Below are 15,814 nucleotides of genomic sequence, written 5' to 3'. Positions count from 1 at the left end.
CAGGCATCGAATCGGAGATAGTACCGTCGCGCTGTCCGCGACGTTCCGGGCATCAATGCTACCCGACGGCACGAATCGGTTTCGCGCGGCGCCAACCGGTCGCGAGTAGCCAGGTCGTCGGTGGCGATGTCAACGGCGGGTCTTCCGGGAGCGCGGCCGAGGAGAACGCATCCAGCTCGTCGCCGCGATCGACGATGACTCCCATGCGCCGTTCGTGGATCTGGTCATTGCGCAGGACTTAGCCAAGGGCGTTTGCAACCTCGCGTGGGGTCCGCAAGACGCGCGCGAAGAAGCGGTCGTCGAACACGCGCCCGCGGCGGCCGCTGACCCGATTGATCCGTTTCGAAATCGAGGCGCCGAGCCCCTGCAGCCCGCGGGAGAGCGATTGGACGTCGTCGCCTTCGGCCACGGCGTGGACGTGGTTGCTCTGCACCGAGATCGATGCCAACGCTCTCACGGCGAGTCACGTCGAGGTCATGCCGCGACGTCGAAAGCGATCTCTGCCCAATTCAATTGTTTGATGGCGACATCCCGACAGGCGCGTCGCTTCCAAGCGCACCGCCGTCATACGCGGATTGAAAAGGGCAGAGATCGCCCAAAGGGCGGCTAGGCGGCGCCGCCGAACCGTACGCAGTACACCGGCGGCAAATCGCGTGACAGGGCCGTCCAGGATTCTCCCGCGTCGCGGGACAGCCAGAGCGTGCCTGTGGTCGATCCCATCGCCAGCGTCTGCCCGTCCGGCGCAACCTCGAGGCCGTGCCTGTAGATGAGGTGATACGCGTGCCGCTGTGGCAGCCCCGACCGCAGCGTCTCGAATGACTTCCCGCCGTTCCGCGTCCGCGTCACGACCAGTGCTCCCTCCACCGGCACCCGCAGCTCATCCTTGATCGCCGGGACGAACCACGCGGTGTCCGGGTCGCGGGGATGCACTGCCACGGCGAACCCGAACGACGACGGATTGATCTTCACCTCTTGCCACGACTGCGCCCCGTCGATCGACCGGAACACCCCGTTGTGGTGCTGCGCCCAGAACACGTCGGGCGCGCCGGCGCAGCGCACGATCCGGTGTGGGTCCTGGATCACCGGATCTTCTGCCTTCTCCGGCGGCATGTACGCCGCGAACATCCCGCGGGACGCGACCGACCACGACTCGCCGCCATTGTCCGTCTGCCAAGCCCCACCGCACGAGACGCCGACGAGAACACGCCGAGGATCGCGAGGATCGACGCAGATCGAATGGATGCCGGGGAAATCATATCCGCCGCCGAACCACTGCCGGCGTTCCGGCTTGTCCCAGAGCGGACGCAACAGCCGCCACGAATCGCCGCCGTTCGTCGAGTGGAAAAGCCCGCCCGGAATGGTTCCGCACCAGAGCGCCTGGGGCTCGCGTGGGTCCGCCTCGAATACCCACATCTGATTGAGGCTCCACGGCACCGGCGCGCCCGTGGTGGGGCTCCGATCGTCGATGTCGGCGGGCTTCTCCGGCCACTTCGGCGCCGCCACCTCCTGCCAGGTTTCGCCCTCATCCATCGACCGATGCAGCTTGGCTCCGAAGTGACCGTGCCCCACCGCGGCGTAGATGGCTCCGTTCCGCTGCAGTACCGCGGTCACTGCCGTGCCGAGAAACGAGACGCGGGCGACCTCGTTGCCGCGCAGCGTGAAGAGGCCCTTGCGGGTGCCGACGAGCAGCGTATCCATGTTCATCCTCCCGAGAGCGCCTGCATCACTGCGATCTCTGCGTCCGGCGCGACGGCGTCCGTCAGCCGCACGCGATCGCGCACCGCCTCGCCGCCGACGAAGACCACTACGTGCCGCCGCAACGCCCCTTGGTCGTCGACGATGTAGCCGCGCAGTTGCGGGGTCCGCGTGAACACCGCCTCCAGCGCCTCGCCCACCGTTGCGCCCGCCACCTCTGCTGCCGGGCAGTCGACGAGCCGTCTCAGGTTCGCGGTGAACGTCACGCGGGGCACGGCGGCTATCCTACGTGATCTGGAGCGTCGGGATACAATCACCGCGGCGATGAAAACCCGCGACCTGCACGTCGAGAGCAACCGTCCCCTGCTTCCGCCTGCGATCCTCCTGGAGGAGCTTCCGCTGACGGAGAGCGGGTCGCAGGTGGTGGCCCGCGCCCGCGACGAGATCAGCCGCATCCTCAAGAGCGACGACGACCGTCTGCTGGTCGTCGTCGGGCCCTGCTCGGTCCACGATCCGAAAGCGGCGCTCGAGTATGCGCGGAGGCTGCAGGCGCAGGCGTCTGAGCTCGAGGCCGACCTGCGCATCGTCATGCGCGTCTACTTCGAGAAGCCGCGCACGACGGTCGGATGGAAGGGCTTGATCAACGACCCGCATCTCGACAACTCGTTCGCCGTCAACGAAGGGCTCCGCTTGGCGCGGAAGCTCCTGCTCGATCTGGTCGACCTTGGCCTGCCTTCCGGTTGCGAATTCCTCGACCCGATCACGCCGCAGTTCATCTCCGACCTGGTCTCCTGGGGAGCCATCGGCGCCCGCACCACCGAGAGCCAGGTGCACCGCGAGCTCGCCTCCGGCCTCTCCATGCCGGTGGGATTCAAGAACGGCACCGAGGGCGGCATCCAGATTGCCATCGACGCGGTGCGCGCCGCTGCCCACCCGCATCACTTCATCGGCGTCACCGAGGAGGGGTTGGCGGGCATCGTCTCCACCCGTGGCAATCCCGACTGCCACATCATCCTCCGCGGTGGCACCGCGGGGCCCAACCACGACCGCGCCAGCGTGCGCAAGGCGCTCGACGCATTGCGCGACGCGCGTGTCGCGCAATGCCTGCTGATCGACGCGAGCCACGGCAACAGCGGCAAGGACTATCAGCGGCAGCCCGCTGTCGCCGGCGAGATCGCTGCCCAGGTCGCGGAGGGCGAGCGCGGCATCGTCGGGGTGATGATCGAGTCGTTCATCGCCGACGGCCGCCAGGACCTGAAGGACCCGAAGCAGCTCGCCTACGGCCAGTCGATCACCGATGCGTGCATCGGCTGGCAGCGGACGGTGCCCGTGCTGCAGGAGCTGGCGACGGCCGTCCGCGCGCGACGTTCCGCGCGCTGACGCTGCGGTCAGGGACCGGCCTGCAGCGCGTCCCAGTCGAGCTGCTTCGCCAGCTGGAACGAGCCGGCGCCCTGGGCATCCACGAACGTACCTTCCATCGTCTCTCCTGCGATCTCGCCTTCGAACACGCCCATTCGCGGCACCTCGAAGCGCACCGAATGGCCGAGCTCCACTCCGGCCAGCGCCACCCGCTCGCCAGGCGGAGCCATCCCCCAGTAGTTCCCGCGATAGCCGGCATCCGTCCGCGTGAAGTCGAACCACACGACGCTCTCGACCAGGCCCTTGCGGACCACGCCGCGCCATGTCCCGCTCAGCGCGTCGTCTCCAGATGAACGGGAAAGGGTCGCGCAGGCGCACACCGACAGCAGGGCAATCAGCATCTGCTTCTTCATCACATCCTCCTTCGGCAAAAAGCCGTCGGCGGAGCGATTGCGAAAGTCTCGGACAAATTCCCGCGCACGGCGCCCGGGAATAACCAGACAGCGCTTCGAGTCCCCGCGGTGGACCAACCGGAGGGCTTCATGAAAACGAGGCGTGAGTTCATCCAGCTGTTGGGAGTGGGCGGAGCCGTTTTCGCTTCCGGCCTCGCCGGAGCTTGCACGCGGATTCTCAAACGCACCGAGGCCGACGACTTCTTCTTCGTCCAGCTCAGCGATACCCACTGGGGCTTTCAGGGTCCTCCGAACCCCGATGCGGAAAACACGCTGCGAAAAGCGGTCGCAGCGGTCAACGCGCTGCCGCGCGATCCCGACTTCGTCGTCTTCACCGGAGATCTGACGCACACCACCGATGACGACTCAGAGAGACGGCGGCGGATGCGCGAGTTCCAGTCGATCGTCTCCGGCCTGCGCGTGCAGACCCGCTGGTTCATGCCGGGCGAGCACGACGCCTCGCTCGATCGGGGCAAGGCCTACGAGGAGAGCTTCGGACGCATGCACTATTCGTTCGACCACAAGGGCGTTCATTTCGCCGTGCTCGACAACGTCTCCGATCCCGCCGCGGTGATCGGCGACGCGCAGATCGACTGGCTGCGCTCGGACCTCAAGCCGCTCGCCGCGGATGCTCCGATCGTCATCTTCACCCACCGCCCGCTCTTCGATCTCTACCCGCAGTGGGACTGGTCCGCGAAGGACGGCGGCCGCGCGATCGATCTGCTGCAGCACTGGAAGAACGTCACCGTTTTCTACGGCCACATCCACCAGGAGCACCACTTCATGACCGGGCAGATTGCCCACCACGCGGCGAAGTCGCTCATCTTCCCGCTGCCGCCGGCGGGTTCGCAGCCGAAGCGCGCGCCGGTGCCGTGGGACGCCGCTCATCCGGGCCGTGGCCTCGGCTTCCGCGACGCCGTCGATGCCGACCGCGCGCGCTCCTGGCGCCTGACCGAATACTCGATGGAAGGCCTGGCCGTGCCGGCTGCGGCGAGGGCCGGCTGATGATCTCGCTCCTTCTCGCGGCAGCCATCCTCGTCCCGAACGACGGCGCGCAGGTCATCCAGCTCACAGCGAAGAAGTTCGAGTTCTCGCCCGCCGTGATCGAGCTGAGAGTCGGCGTTCCGGTGGTGCTCGAGGTCAGCTCGCTCGATCGCAAGCACGGCTTCGCCTTGCCCGACTTCAAGATCGACGAGCAAATCGAAGCCGGCGGCGTGACGCGGATCCGCTTCGTTCCGGATCGCGCAGGCAGCTTCGCCTTCCACTGCAGCGTCTTCTGCGGCAGCGGACACGAAGACATGGGCGGCACCATCGTGGTGAAGCCATGATCGAGAAGCGAATCGCCGGCGTGCTGCTCTCCGGGGCTGCGTTTCTCCTGGTCGAGGTGCGCTTCGAGCATCGCGAGGTCCTGGGCGAGACGTGGCGCGGCTGGATCCCGCTCGCCTGGGCGGCGCTGGTGATCGCCGCGGGCGTCCCGGCGTGGCTTGCCTGGGCACGTGGGGGGCGCAAGCTCCTCACCGCCCTCTTCGGAATCACCGCCGCCGTCGGCCTGCTGGGGGCCTGGTTTCATTCCGACGGCCGCCCCGACCGCGCCGTTGCGCGCGTCGTGTCCGCCTGGGCCCTGTCGCCTGGCCAGAACGGAGGAGAAAAGCCCGGCGCCGCTCCTCCCGTTCTCGCTCCGCTGGCCTTTTCGGGGCTCGGGCTCCTCGGATTTCTCGTCTGCGCCGGCCGCGATCGCGGCATCCGATGAAGGGCGGAGGCGCGGGAATAACCAAAGGCGCATTCGAGTCACGGGAGACGAGGGACCCGAATTGACCGATGCCGCGAAACCCGGCGAGTTCGAGCGCACGATGAGGCCGCACTTCCGCGCCGCCTACAACCTCGCGCGCTGGCTGGTGCGCGAGCCCGCCGATGCGGAGGACGTGCTGCAGGAGGCTGTCATGCGCGCATTCCGGCACTTCCAGACGTTTCGCGGCGAGAGAGCGCGCAGCTGGCTTTTGACTATCGTGCGGAACAGCTGCTGGTCGTTCATCGCGCGGCGGGGCGAAGCGGAGGAAGTCTTCGACGAGGAACGCGACTCTCCGGGACTGGTCCCGTTGCAACTCGTGCCCGAGCCCGAGGCCCAGCTCCTGCGCACGGATCAGGCAAAGCGAATCCAGGAGGAGGTCGCGGCGCTGCGGCCCGAGTTCCGCGAGGCCTTCGTCCTCCGCGAGGTGGAAGGCATGTCCTACAAGGAGATCGCGGACGTCACCGGAGCACCGATCGGCACGGTGATGTCGCGACTCTCGCGCGCGCGCCGCGAGCTGCAGGCGAGGCTCGGCGGCGAAGCGAGAAAGGCGGGCGGGTCATGACCTGCGCCGAAGCCACTCCTCTCGTCGAGCTGGAGCTGGACGGCGAGCTGGACGCGCGCTCCGTCCTCGAGCTGCGCGAGCACGTCTCGCGCTGTCCCTCCTGCACCCGCCACGCTGCGTCGCTGCGCGCGCTCAGCGATGCGGCGCGGGAACATCTCCGCAGATTCGAGCCCCCCGCCGGGTTCGAGGATCGGCTGCTGCGGTCCGTACGTCCGCGCCGGATCAGCCGCGCGTGGACCGGGACCGCGATTGCCGCCGCTGCTGCCGCCGCCGTGGTGCTGGTCGCGATGCCCCGTCGCAATGCGCTGGTCGAGGAAGCCGTGGCAGCGCACGCGCGCTCGCTGCAGATCGATCACGCCCTCGACGTCGAAGCCAGCGATCAGCACGTAGTCAAGCCTTGGTTCGAAGGAAAGGTGGGCTTTGCGGTGCCGGCTCGAGACTACGGTTCGGAGGGGTACGCGCTCGCCGGCGGCCGGTTGGACTATCTCGAGGGACGGCCCGCGGCGGCGCTCGTCTACCGCCACGGCAAGCACTTGCTGAACCTCTTCGTGGTCGACGCGGAAGGCGACCGGGATGCCCCGCCGAAACGCGACACCCTGCGCGGGTTCGGCTGCTGGCGCTGGACCTCGGCAGGGCTGCGGTACCTGCTGGTCGGCGACGTCGAGGAGGCGCAGATGGGCGCCCTCGCCCGCCGGATGGCAGGCATCGACTAGCGGGACGCGGCTCGCCACTTCTTCAGCAGCCAGATCAGCGTATCCGGCGCAACCGGCTTCGTGGCGAAGTCCGAGCACCCCGCCTCCAGGCACCGCTCACGATCTCCGGGCAGGGCCTTCGCGGTGAGCGCGACGATCGGCACCGACGCGCGGTCCGGCCGCTGCCGGATCCGGCGCGTCGCTTCCAGGCCGTCGATCTCGGGCATCATCACGTCCATCAGTACCACGTCGACCCCGGGGTTGTTGTCGAGGAGATCGAAGCACTCCTGCGCATTGTTCGCCGGAAGCACGCGGGCGCCGTACCGCTCGAGCAGGCTAGTGACAGCGTACAGGTTGTGCACGTCGTCGTCGACGAGCAGGACGGTGCAGCCGCGCAGCTCGGCGGGCGCCTGTGGGGGCTTGGGCTGGGCAGGCGGAGGCGGTTCCGACTCTTGCGGCTCGATCTCCGCCGCTTGCAGCAGCGGCACGTAGAGCGTGAACGTGCTGCCCTTGCCGGGAGAGCTCCGCAGCCGGATTTCCCCTCCCAGCAGTCGCGCCAGCTCACGGCTGATGGTCAGCCCCAGCCCGGTACCCCCGAAGGTGCGGCTGGTCGAGGTGTCGGCCTGCTGGAACGCCTCGAAGATCAACTCGTGCTTCTCGGAAGGAATGCCGATCCCGGTATCGGAGACGGCAAAGGCGAGCACTTGCTCCGCGCTCCGGAGCGCGGCGGAGCTGAATCCGTCGGCGCCGAATTCGACCTCGATCGAGAGCGCGACCCGCCCCGACGGCGTGAACTTGAAGGCGTTGGAGAGCAGGTTCTTCAGCACCTGTTGCAGTCGCGGTGCGTCGGTGAGGATCATTCCCGGGACCGCCGGCGAGATCGAGATCGAGAACTCGATCCCAGGCGTAAGGGTGGGCCGGAACGTGCGCTCGAGCGCCTCGGCTACCTCGCTGATCTTCACCGGGCGGACGTCCACCTGCAGCCTTCCCGACTCGATCTTCGAGAGGTCGAGGATCTGGTTGATGAGCGAGAGCAGGTCCTGCCCGCTGGAGTGGATGGTCGCCGCATACTGCACTTCCTCCGCGTTGAGCGAGCCGCGCGGGTTCTCCGCCAGCAAGCGGGCCAGGATGAGCACGCTGTTCAGCGGCGTGCGCAGCTCGTGCGACATGTTGGCGAGAAACTCCGACTTGTAGCGGGAGACGAGCGCGAGCTGGCGCGCCTTGTCCTCCAGGTCGCTGGTGCGCTTCGCCAACTCTGCGTTGGAGGCTTTCAGCTCCTCGAGCAGGTGCTCGGTCCGCGAGGTGGTGGCGACGGTGTTCAGCACCACGCCGATGCTCTCTGCGAGCCTCTCCAGCAGCACGCGATGGATGGGCTTGAATCGCGCCAGCGAGCCGAGCTCGATGACGCCTTTCACCTCGCCCTCGAAGAGCACCGGCACGACCAGCAGGCTCGCGAGAGGCGCGTCGCCAATGCCCGAGCGGACGCGCACGTATTCGCCAGGGAGCCCGTCGACCGCGATGATGCGCCTCTGCGCGGCGCATTGCCCGACGAGACCTTCGCCGGGCCCGAAGTGCTCCGCGGTTCCGGCGCCGGGGTGCCCGTAGGTGCTGACCCGCCGCATGGACCGTGCGCCGCCGACGAAGAGCGCCGCATACTGCGCGCTGACCTGCGGCGCCAGCTCGTCGAGCACGATCCGCCCCAGCTCCTCCAGCGATCGCCGCCCCTGCAAGAGCCCCGAGAGCCGGGCAAGATTGGTGTTCAACCAGTCCTGTTCCTCGTTCGCCTGCGTGCTCTCGCGCAGATCGACGATCATCTCGTTGATGCTGTCGGTCAGGTCCTTCCAGCTTCCTGCCACCCCGGGGACGTTCGCCTGTCCGCCCAGTTGTCCCTGCGCGCCTACCTCGCGCGTGACGCGGATCACTTCCGCCGTGAAGGCGCGGAGCTGATCGACCATGGCGTTCACGGTCGACTTGAGCTCGCGGATCTCGCCTCGCGCGGGCACGGTGATCTTGCGCGACAGCTCTCCGTTTGCCACCGCGGTGGTCACCAGCGCGATGTTCCGCACCTGCGAGGTGAGGTTTCCCGCCAGCGTGTTCACGCTTTCGGTGAGGTCCTTCCAGGTGCCGGCGACGCCGGGAACCTGCGCCTGCCCGCCCAGCGTTCCCTCGGTGCCGACCTCGCGCGCGACCCGGGTCACCTCCGCCGCGAAGGCGCGAAGCTGGTCGACCATCTCGTTGACCGTCTCCTTCAGCTCGAGGATCTCGCCTTGCGCCGGGACGGTGATCTTGCGCGAGAGATCGCCGCGGGCAACCGCGGTGGTGACGAGCGCGATGTTGCGCACCTGGTCGGTCAGGTTGCGCGCCAGCACGTTGACGTTGTCGGTGAGGTCCTTCCACACCCCGGCCACGCCCGGGACGTCGGCCTGCGCGCCCAGACGCCCTTCGGTGCCCACTTCCTTCGCCACGCGGGTCACCTCGGAAGCGAAGGAGCGCAACTGGTCGACCATGGTGTTGATGGTGTTCTTCAGCGCCAGCACCTCTCCGCGTACCGTGACGGTGATCTTCTGCGAGAGGTCGCCGTTGGCCACGGCGGTCGTGACGTTGGCGATGTTGCGCACCTGGTCGGTGAGGTTTCCCGCGAGGATGTTCACGTTGTCGGTGAGGTCCTTCCACACGCCCGAGACGCCCTTCACGTCGGCCTGACCGCCCAGCTTGCCTTCCGTTCCCACTTCGCGGGCCACGCGCGTTACCTCGGCGGCGAACGCCCGGAGCTGGTCGACCATCTCGTTGACGGTCTCCTTGAGCTCGAGGATCTCGCCCTGCGCGGGAACGGTGATCTTCCGGGACAGATCTCCTCGCGCGACGGCGGTGGTCACGAGCGCGATGTTGCGGACCTGGGAGGTGAGGTTCGCCGCCAAGAGGTTCACTGCGTCGACCTGTTCCTTCCAGGCGCCCGCTGCTCCGGAAACCCGCGCTTGTCCACCGAGCGTTCCTGCGGTTCCCACCTCGCCGGCGATGCGGATGACTTCGCTGCGGATGGCGCGCAGCCTGGAAACCAGCGCGTTCATGCTGCGAGCCACGCGCAGGGACTGCCCGCGCAGAGGAGCGCCCTCCGGCGACTCCAGCGGCATGGTCCGCCGCAGCTCGCCTTGCTCGAGCGCCCGCGCGACCGCCTCGGTCTCCCGGGCGTGCCAGGTGAGTTGGTCGAGCAGGTCGTTCAGGGCGCCGAGCGCCTCCGCATACTGCCCCGGGACCAGTGATGCGTTCGCCCTGTCCGAAAGACGACCTTCGGCGGCGACGCGCCGGAATACCCGCGTCAGCTCGCGCACCAGCAATGCGTTCGTCGTGATGAGGCGGTCGGCGGCGGCAGCGACGGGAGCGAGGGGATGACCGGGATCGAGGCGGACGCGAGAACGAAGATCGCCTTCCGCTGCGTTCTCCAACACGGCGGCAATGCGCGCGATATCGGCATAGATGGACCGCGCCCGCGCCGTGGTGGGCGGCGTCGTTTCCTCCGAACCGTCCAAAGGATCCTCCGGCGGATTCCTCACGTCGCGGTATAGTCTGGTACCGATGACATCGGACGGCACACGGACAGGGGCATCTCCGCTGCGGCACTACCTGCGCAGCTACGTCGACGCCATTGCCGCGAGCTTCGAAGCTGCCGCGGGAGCGCCGGGCGGCAGCCCGAAGCGGCGAGCGCTCGAGCGCTTTCTCCGCGCCCTCGACGACCTCGGTGCCGCCGCCGACGGCCTGGGCCGTTCCGATCCTCCCGAGCAACCCCGGTTGCCGCTCGTCCTCGTTTCCGCGCTGCTCGCCGAGGAGATCGAAGGCGCGGGATGCGAGGTCTCGGTGCTGCAGGGGGCGGCGGAACCGTCCAGCCTGGCGTCGGCTCTCGAGAAGCACCCGGCGCTGGTCGTCGCGGCCGGCGAATCAGGTGCCGCGTGGATTTCGCGACTGCGCGAGTTGCAGCCCGGATTGCCGGCGATCCTCGTCGCGGAGGACGAGCTCGCCTCGCGCACCATCGAGACGTTCGCGTCGGACCCGATCGTCGTCCTTCGCTCGTCGGCGCGCTCGGATCTACCCCTCGCGGTCCGCGCGCTGGCGGCGCTTCGGAGATCGCACGTCCCGGGCGTCCACCAGGCGCCATCCCATCCACAGATCGATCCGCGCTCGTACGGGCACCTCGCCGGCCTCCTCCCGCGGGCGCTGGAGCGGACCATCGCGTTCGATGTCGGCGCGTCGGTGATCGCCAAGCCCGGCTCGGATGCCATCGTCGACGCTTACGCTCCCTCCGGCTGCGCAGCCGAGACGGTGGAGTGGGTGCGCCGGCGCGCCTTGGAGCTTTACGAGATCGTGCGGGGTGGCGCGCGAGAGGAAGTCCAACGCGCCGCGGGTCAAGAGACGCCTCCGCCGGTGCGGTCCTGCCTGTACTCTCCGCTCGCTACCGGCGGGGTGGTGGTCGGCCTGACCTATCTGGGTTCGCTGCGGGAAGGGGCATTCACCGACGATGACGCGCGCGTGCTTGCCTCGATGGCGACGCACGCCTCCGGAGCGTACCGCCGGCTCGAGGCTTCGCTGCACCAGCTGCGCCTGAGCCCCCGTCAGTCACAGGTGCTGGCGCTGATCGCTTCCGGCCTCTCGGACAAGGAGGTCGCGTCGCGGCTCGGTCTCGCGCACCGCACCGTGCGCACGCACGTCGATCGCATGCTCCGCGAGCACGGCCTGCGCAGCCGCACCGAAGCCGTCGCGGCGTGGCTGCGCGGCCAACAGGGATGACCTCGCTCTAAGCGATTACCCGCCATCCGACGGCGGCGCCGTGGGACGAATGCGCCGCCGCCCGCAGCGACCAGGCCCAGCAAAGCGCGGAAACGGCAATTCCCGCGGTCCCGAGCGCGAGTTGCTCGCGCGAAACCCGCAAGAACGCCTGCGCGCTCACTCGGCCAACCCTTTCTCCTTCAGGAGCCGCCAGACCCTCTCGGGCGTCACGGGGATCTCGACGTGCCGGACGCCCACGTGCGCGAGCGCGTCGACCACCGCGTTGACGATGGCCGGCGGAGCACCGACGGTCGCGGATTCGCCGACGCCCTTTGCCCCGAACGGGTGATGTGGAGACGGAGTCACGGTCTTGCCCGTCTCCCAGTTCGGCGTCTCCATCGCCGTGGGCACGAGGTAATCCATGAAGCTGCCGCCGGTGATGTTTCCGTCGTCGTCGTAGCTGATCTCCTCGAGCAACGCGGGCGCCAAACCCATGGCCAGCCCGCCGTGGATCTGTCCGTCGACGATCATCGGGTTGATGATGTTGCCGCAGTCGTCGACCGCGACGAACCTGCGCACCTTCACCTGGCCGGTGCCGCGGTCGATGTCGACGACGGCGATATACGACCCGAAGGGGAACGTCAGATTGGGCGGATCGTAGTACGAGGTTGCCTCCAGTCCTGCCTCCATCCCCTGCGGATGGTTGGTATAGGCGGCCAGCGCGATCTCCTGGATGGTCTTGCTCCGCGAGGGCGCACCCTTCACCGAGAACTTCCCCGGCTCCCAGACCAGGTCGTCCGGCGAGCACTCCAGGAGGTGCGCGGCGATTTTCTTCGCCTTCTCCCGCACCTTGCGCGCGGCGAGCGCGCCCGCCGCTCCCGCAGTCGGCGTGGACCGGCTGGCGTAGGTGCCGAGCCCGTACGGAGCGGTGTCGGTGTCGCCTTCCTCGACCTGCACGTGCGCCGCCGGGATCCCCAGTTCCTCCGCGACGATCTGCGCGTACGTCGTCTCGTGCCCCTGGCCTTGCGATTTGGTTCCGAAGCGCGCCAGCGCCTTGCCGGTGGGATGGACGCGGATCTCGCAGGAGTCGAACATCTTCAGACCGAGGATGTCGAACTGCTTGCTGGGACCCGCGCCGACGATCTCCGTGAAGCTGGAGATGCCGATGCCCATCAGCTCGCCTCGAGCGCGCTTCTCGGCCTGTTCCTTGCGGAGCGCTTCGTAGCCGACCATGTCCATGGCCTTTCGCAGCGCCGCGGGATAGTTGCCGCTGTCGTACTCCCAGCCCAGCGCGGACTTGTAAGGGAAGCTTGCAGGCGGAATGAAGTTCTTCATTCGCAGCTCCGCCGGGTCCATCTTCAGCTCCTGGGCCAGCACGTCGGTGATGCGCTCGATGCAGTGCACTGCCTCGGTGACGCGGAACGAGCAGCGGTACGCGATGCCGCCGGGCGGCTTGTTGGTGTAGACGCCGTCCACCTCCGCGAACGCATGCTGCAGGGCGTACGATCCGGTGCAGATGGAGAACAGGCCGGCGGGGAACTTCGACGGGTTCGCCGCCGCATCCGCGTAGCCATGGTCGGCCACCGTCTTGATCCGCAACGCCGTCATCGTGCCGTCCTTCTTTGCCGCCAGCTCCGCGTGGATCCAGTAGTCGCGGGCGAAGGAGTCGGCCTGTAGGTTCTCCATCCGGTCCTCGACCCACTTCACCGGCTTTCCGATCACCACCGAGGCGGCGACCGCGATGACGTACCCGGGATAGATGGGGACCTTGCCGCCGAAGCCGCCGCCGATGTCCGGCGAGACGATGCGGATCTTCTCCTCCGAGAGACCGACGTGGCCGGCGACCAGGGCGAAGACGGTCCGGACGGCGTGCGGTGCCTGCGTGGTCATGTAGACCGTCAATTTGCCGGTGACGCGATCGAAGTCGGCGACGCAGCCGCACGTCTCGATCGAGGCCACATGGATCCGCGGCAGGTACATGTCCTGCGCCACCACCACGTCCGCGTCCGCGAATGCCTTGTCGGTCGCGGCCCGATCGCCGGCCTCCCAGTGGAAGATGCGGTTGTCCTTCTTGTCCTTCTTGTCCGTGCGGAGCACCGGCGCGGAAGGAGCAAGCGCCTTGAACGGATCGACGACGACGGGAAGCGGCTCGTAGTCCACCTCGACGGCCTCGACGCCGTCCGCGGCGACGTACCGGTCGGTGGCGATGACCGCCGCGACCTCCTGCGCCTGGTACATCACCTTCTCCGTCGGCAGCACCATCTGCGTGTCCGACATCAAGGTCGGCATCCAGTGCAGGTTGTACTTGGCCAGCGTCTCGCCGGTGATCACCGCGAGCACGCCGGGGATCTTCAGCGCCTTCTCCGCGTTGATCGACTTGATCTTCGCGTGCGCGAAAGGGCTGCGCACGATGTCCATGTGCAGCATCCCGGGAAGCTGGATGTCGTCAACGTAGTTGCCCCTGCCGCGGATGAAGCGCGGGTCCTCCTTGCGCTTCATCGAGTGACCCATGCCGCAAACTTCCGGGCTCGTCCTGGGCTCGCTCATAGGATCCTCCTACTGCTGCCGCAGCCGCTCGGCTGCGGACTGGATGGCCTTGACGATGTTCGAATATCCGGTGCAGCGGCAGAGGTTGCCGCTGATGGCTTCGCGGATCTGCGCCTCGGACGGATCCTTGTCCCGGGCGAGCAGGGCGCAGCTGGTCAGGATCATCCCCGGCGTGCAATAGCCGCACTGGAGCCCGTGCTTCTCCCAGAACGCCTCCTGGACCGGATGGAGCTTGCCGTTCTGCTCCAGCCCCTCGACGGTGGTGATCTCCGCGCCCTCGGCCTGCACGGCGAGGACGGTGCAGGACTTCACGGGTTCGCCATCGATCAACACGGTGCAGGCGCCGCAATGCGTGGTGTCGCAGCCGATGTGCGTGCCGGTCAGGCGGAGGTTCTCGCGCAGGAGGTGGACGAGGAGCAGCCGGGACTCGACCTGGACGCGGTGGGAAACGCCGTTGACGGTCAACTGGACGTCATGCCTGGACATGGCTACCGACCTCCCGCGCGCTCGACGGCCTTCTTCAGCGCGCGCGCGGCGAGCACCCGCGCCATCTCGCGCTTGTATTCGACGGACCCGCGCCGATCGGCGGTGGGCGACGCGGCCTCGGCGGCGCGCCGGGCGGCCTCTGCGATGTTGGTATCGGCGGCCCTCTTTCCCACCAGGAAGTCCTCGGCGGCGGTAGAGCGCACGGGCACCGGGCCCGCATTCGTCAGTGCCAGCCCGACCTGGACGAAGTCCCCGCCGCCGTCGAGCGTCACCTGCGCGGCGGCTGCCGCGGTGGCGTAGTCGCCGACCTTCCGCTCCAGCTTGACGTACGCTCCTCCGGTCCGGTTGGGCGGGACGGGAATTCGGATCTCCGTGAGGATCTCGTCCGACGCCAGCGCGGTCGCGAACAGGCCGGTGAAGAACCGGTCGATGGGAACCGTCCGCTCGCCGCCGGGGCCCTGCGCGACGACCGTCGCCCGCAGCGCGAGCATGGTCGCGGGATGGTCGTTGGCGGGATCGCCGTGCGCCAGGTTGCCGCCGACGGTGGCGCGGTTGCGGACGAGCGGGTCGGCGATGACGCGCGCCGTGTCGGCGAGGATGGGATATCGCTCCTGGACGACGGCGGAGCGCTCCAGCACGGCTTCGCGCGTGCGCCCGCCGATGCGCAGGAAGCCTCCTTCCTCGCGGACGTACTCGAGGCCCGCGATGCGGCCGATGTCGACCAGATGCTCCGCGGTCCCCAGCCGCAGCTTGAGCAGCGGCAACAGGCTCTGTCCTCCGGAGATCACCTTCGCCGAGTCGCCGAACCGCGTGAGCAGGGCGATCGCCTCGGGCACCGAGGTTGGTGCGTGATAGTCGAACGCGGACGGGATCATCTCTCCCTCCTGGGTTCATCGGAACAGCATGTAGAGCAGTCCGGCGGCGAGCGCGACGGCAATCCAGAAGATCGGAGATCGAACCGCGGCGCGAGCGCCGAGCGTGCCGACGTCCAGCGCCTCGGGCTTTGCTCGCGGCTCAGGCGCGGCAGCGGGAGCGGCGGTTTGCGCCTGCGGTGCGGTTTCCAGCACCGCGCGGAGCCGCTGCGAGAAGATCTGGAACATCTGGTCGCCCACGTCCTGCACCATCCCGCGGCCCATCTGCGCCAGCTCTCCGGGCGCCTTCGGGAGCAGCGTGCTGGTCAAGCGCAGGTCGGCGCCGCCGCGGCCGCGGACGTCCTGGCCGGTGGCGACGATCTCGGCGGTGCGCGAACCGGCGTCCAGCTTCTCGAATGCCACCTTCCCCTTGTAGCTCGAGGAAACCGGTCCGACCTTGACCGTCATCGTGCCTTGCCACGTCTTCTCGTCCAGTTTGCCGGTGATTGCGGCCCCGGGCAGGCAGCTCGCGACCTTCTCCGGATCCGTCAGGAAGCTCCAGACCCGATCCGGCGGGGAACGCACCACGAACGTCTTCACGATTTCGAACGCCATTCTCTGCC

16 protein-coding genes are annotated in these 15,814 nt (G+C 68.2%); 7 read left to right on the top strand and 9 right to left on the bottom strand.

The annotated features are described in order from the left end of the window. Positions 1-238 precede the first annotated feature (238 nt). The 3 genes from E6J58_23405 to E6J58_23395 form a co-directional block, all read right to left on the bottom strand. Positions 239-457, bottom strand: a complete 219-nt coding sequence (locus E6J58_23405) for a hypothetical protein (protein ID TMB32313.1) — start codon at positions 455-457, stop codon at positions 239-241. A 149-nt stretch (positions 458-606) separates the two neighbouring features. Beyond that, positions 607-1,704, bottom strand: coding sequence for an exo-alpha-sialidase (locus E6J58_23400; protein ID TMB32312.1), 1,098 nt, complete (start codon positions 1,702-1,704; stop codon positions 607-609). Continuing rightward, the gene (locus E6J58_23395) at positions 1,701-1,970 is read right to left on the bottom strand and encodes a MoaD/ThiS family protein (protein ID TMB32311.1); all 270 of its coding nucleotides are present in this window, start codon (positions 1,968-1,970) and stop codon (positions 1,701-1,703) included. Before E6J58_23395 ends, E6J58_23400 begins: the two co-directional genes overlap by 4 nt. A 49-nt stretch (positions 1,971-2,019) precedes the next feature. Between E6J58_23395 and E6J58_23390 the strand changes: the two genes are divergently transcribed. After that, positions 2,020-3,075, top strand: a complete 1,056-nt coding sequence (locus tag E6J58_23390) for a 3-deoxy-7-phosphoheptulonate synthase (protein ID TMB32310.1) — start codon at positions 2,020-2,022, stop codon at positions 3,073-3,075. An 8-nt stretch (positions 3,076-3,083) separates the two neighbouring features. Here E6J58_23390 and E6J58_23385 read toward each other — a convergent pair whose 3' ends face one another. Then, positions 3,084-3,467, bottom strand: coding sequence for a hypothetical protein (locus tag E6J58_23385; protein ID TMB32309.1), 384 nt, complete (start codon positions 3,465-3,467; stop codon positions 3,084-3,086). 129 nt (positions 3,468-3,596) lie between these two features. Here E6J58_23385 and E6J58_23380 point away from each other — a divergent pair, with 129 nt between their 5' ends. The 5 genes from E6J58_23380 (at position 3,597) to E6J58_23360 (ending at position 6,570) form a co-directional block, all read left to right on the top strand. Next, on the top strand, positions 3,597-4,511 hold the full coding sequence (locus tag E6J58_23380; protein TMB32308.1) for a metallophosphoesterase: 915 nt from the start codon (positions 3,597-3,599) through the stop codon (positions 4,509-4,511). After that, the gene (locus E6J58_23375) at positions 4,511-4,834 is read left to right on the top strand and encodes a cytochrome c oxidase subunit II (GenBank protein TMB32307.1); all 324 of its coding nucleotides are present in this window, start codon (positions 4,511-4,513) and stop codon (positions 4,832-4,834) included. The genes E6J58_23380 and E6J58_23375 overlap by 1 nt, the downstream gene beginning before the upstream one ends. Beyond that, the gene (locus E6J58_23370; GenBank protein TMB32306.1) at positions 4,831-5,256 is read left to right on the top strand and encodes a hypothetical protein; all 426 of its coding nucleotides are present in this window, start codon (positions 4,831-4,833) and stop codon (positions 5,254-5,256) included. Before E6J58_23375 ends, E6J58_23370 begins: the two co-directional genes overlap by 4 nt. Before the next feature lie 100 nt (positions 5,257-5,356). After that, positions 5,357-5,857: a sigma-70 family RNA polymerase sigma factor gene (locus tag E6J58_23365; protein TMB32316.1), complete on the top strand. Its 501-nt coding sequence runs from the start codon at positions 5,357-5,359 to the stop codon at positions 5,855-5,857. After that, complete coding sequence (locus tag E6J58_23360) at positions 5,854-6,570, top strand: anti-sigma factor (GenBank protein ID TMB32305.1); 717 nt, start codon at positions 5,854-5,856, stop codon at positions 6,568-6,570. The genes E6J58_23365 and E6J58_23360 overlap by 4 nt, the downstream gene beginning before the upstream one ends. Here the strand turns inward: E6J58_23360 and E6J58_23355 are convergent. Then, on the bottom strand, positions 6,567-10,076 hold the full coding sequence (locus E6J58_23355; GenBank protein ID TMB32304.1) for a response regulator: 3,510 nt from the start codon (positions 10,074-10,076) through the stop codon (positions 6,567-6,569). The genes E6J58_23360 and E6J58_23355 overlap by 4 nt on opposite strands. Here E6J58_23355 and E6J58_23350 point away from each other — a divergent pair. Continuing rightward, positions 10,024-11,328: a hypothetical protein gene (locus E6J58_23350; protein TMB32303.1), complete on the top strand. Its 1,305-nt coding sequence runs from the start codon at positions 10,024-10,026 to the stop codon at positions 11,326-11,328. The genes E6J58_23355 and E6J58_23350 overlap by 53 nt on opposite strands. A gap of 156 nt (positions 11,329-11,484) precedes the next feature. On the opposite strand, the gene E6J58_23345 is transcribed toward E6J58_23350, so the two are convergent. The 4 genes from E6J58_23345 to E6J58_23330 are packed head-to-tail and all read right to left on the bottom strand — an operon-like array spanning position 11,485 to position 15,806. Continuing rightward, positions 11,485-13,854 (bottom strand): carbon-monoxide dehydrogenase large subunit, encoded by a 2,370-nt coding sequence (locus E6J58_23345; protein TMB32302.1) that lies wholly within the window; start codon positions 13,852-13,854, stop codon positions 11,485-11,487. Positions 13,855-13,863: 9 nt separating this feature from the next. Continuing rightward, positions 13,864-14,340, bottom strand: a complete 477-nt coding sequence (locus E6J58_23340) for a (2Fe-2S)-binding protein (GenBank protein TMB32301.1) — start codon at positions 14,338-14,340, stop codon at positions 13,864-13,866. A 2-nt stretch (positions 14,341-14,342) separates the two neighbouring features. Further along, on the bottom strand, positions 14,343-15,215 hold the full coding sequence (locus E6J58_23335) for a xanthine dehydrogenase family protein subunit M (protein TMB32300.1): 873 nt from the start codon (positions 15,213-15,215) through the stop codon (positions 14,343-14,345). Positions 15,216-15,230: 15 nt separating this feature from the next. Then, positions 15,231-15,806: a hypothetical protein gene (locus tag E6J58_23330; protein ID TMB32299.1), complete on the bottom strand. Its 576-nt coding sequence runs from the start codon at positions 15,804-15,806 to the stop codon at positions 15,231-15,233. Between the last annotated feature and the right edge of the window lie 8 nt (positions 15,807-15,814).

It is taken from the genome of Deltaproteobacteria bacterium (genome assembly GCA_005879535.1).
Lineage (GTDB): Bacteria > Myxococcota > Myxococcia > Myxococcales > 40CM-4-68-19 > 40CM-4-68-19.
This window is presented reverse-complemented; position numbering and strand designations above follow the sequence as displayed.

Coding starts and splice junctions, on each gene's coding strand:
- E6J58_23400 (TMB32312.1), bottom strand. CDS start 1,704: ATGAACATGGATACGCTGCTCGTCGGCACCCGCAAGGGCCTCTTCACG.
- E6J58_23390 (TMB32310.1), top strand. CDS start 2,020: ATGAAAACCCGCGACCTGCACGTCGAGAGCAACCGTCCCCTGCTTCCG.
- E6J58_23385 (TMB32309.1), bottom strand. CDS start 3,467: ATGAAGAAGCAGATGCTGATTGCCCTGCTGTCGGTGTGCGCCTGCGCG.
- E6J58_23380 (TMB32308.1), top strand. CDS start 3,597: ATGAAAACGAGGCGTGAGTTCATCCAGCTGTTGGGAGTGGGCGGAGCC.
- E6J58_23375 (TMB32307.1), top strand. CDS start 4,511: ATGATCTCGCTCCTTCTCGCGGCAGCCATCCTCGTCCCGAACGACGGC.
- E6J58_23370 (TMB32306.1), top strand. CDS start 4,831: ATGATCGAGAAGCGAATCGCCGGCGTGCTGCTCTCCGGGGCTGCGTTT.
- E6J58_23365 (TMB32316.1), top strand. CDS start 5,357: ATGAGGCCGCACTTCCGCGCCGCCTACAACCTCGCGCGCTGGCTGGTG.
- E6J58_23360 (TMB32305.1), top strand. CDS start 5,854: ATGACCTGCGCCGAAGCCACTCCTCTCGTCGAGCTGGAGCTGGACGGC.
- E6J58_23350 (TMB32303.1), top strand. CDS start 10,024: ATGGACCGCGCCCGCGCCGTGGTGGGCGGCGTCGTTTCCTCCGAACCG.
- E6J58_23345 (TMB32302.1), bottom strand. CDS start 13,854: ATGAGCGAGCCCAGGACGAGCCCGGAAGTTTGCGGCATGGGTCACTCG.
- E6J58_23340 (TMB32301.1), bottom strand. CDS start 14,340: ATGTCCAGGCATGACGTCCAGTTGACCGTCAACGGCGTTTCCCACCGC.
- E6J58_23335 (TMB32300.1), bottom strand. CDS start 15,215: ATGATCCCGTCCGCGTTCGACTATCACGCACCAACCTCGGTGCCCGAG.
- E6J58_23330 (TMB32299.1), bottom strand. CDS start 15,806: ATGGCGTTCGAAATCGTGAAGACGTTCGTGGTGCGTTCCCCGCCGGAT.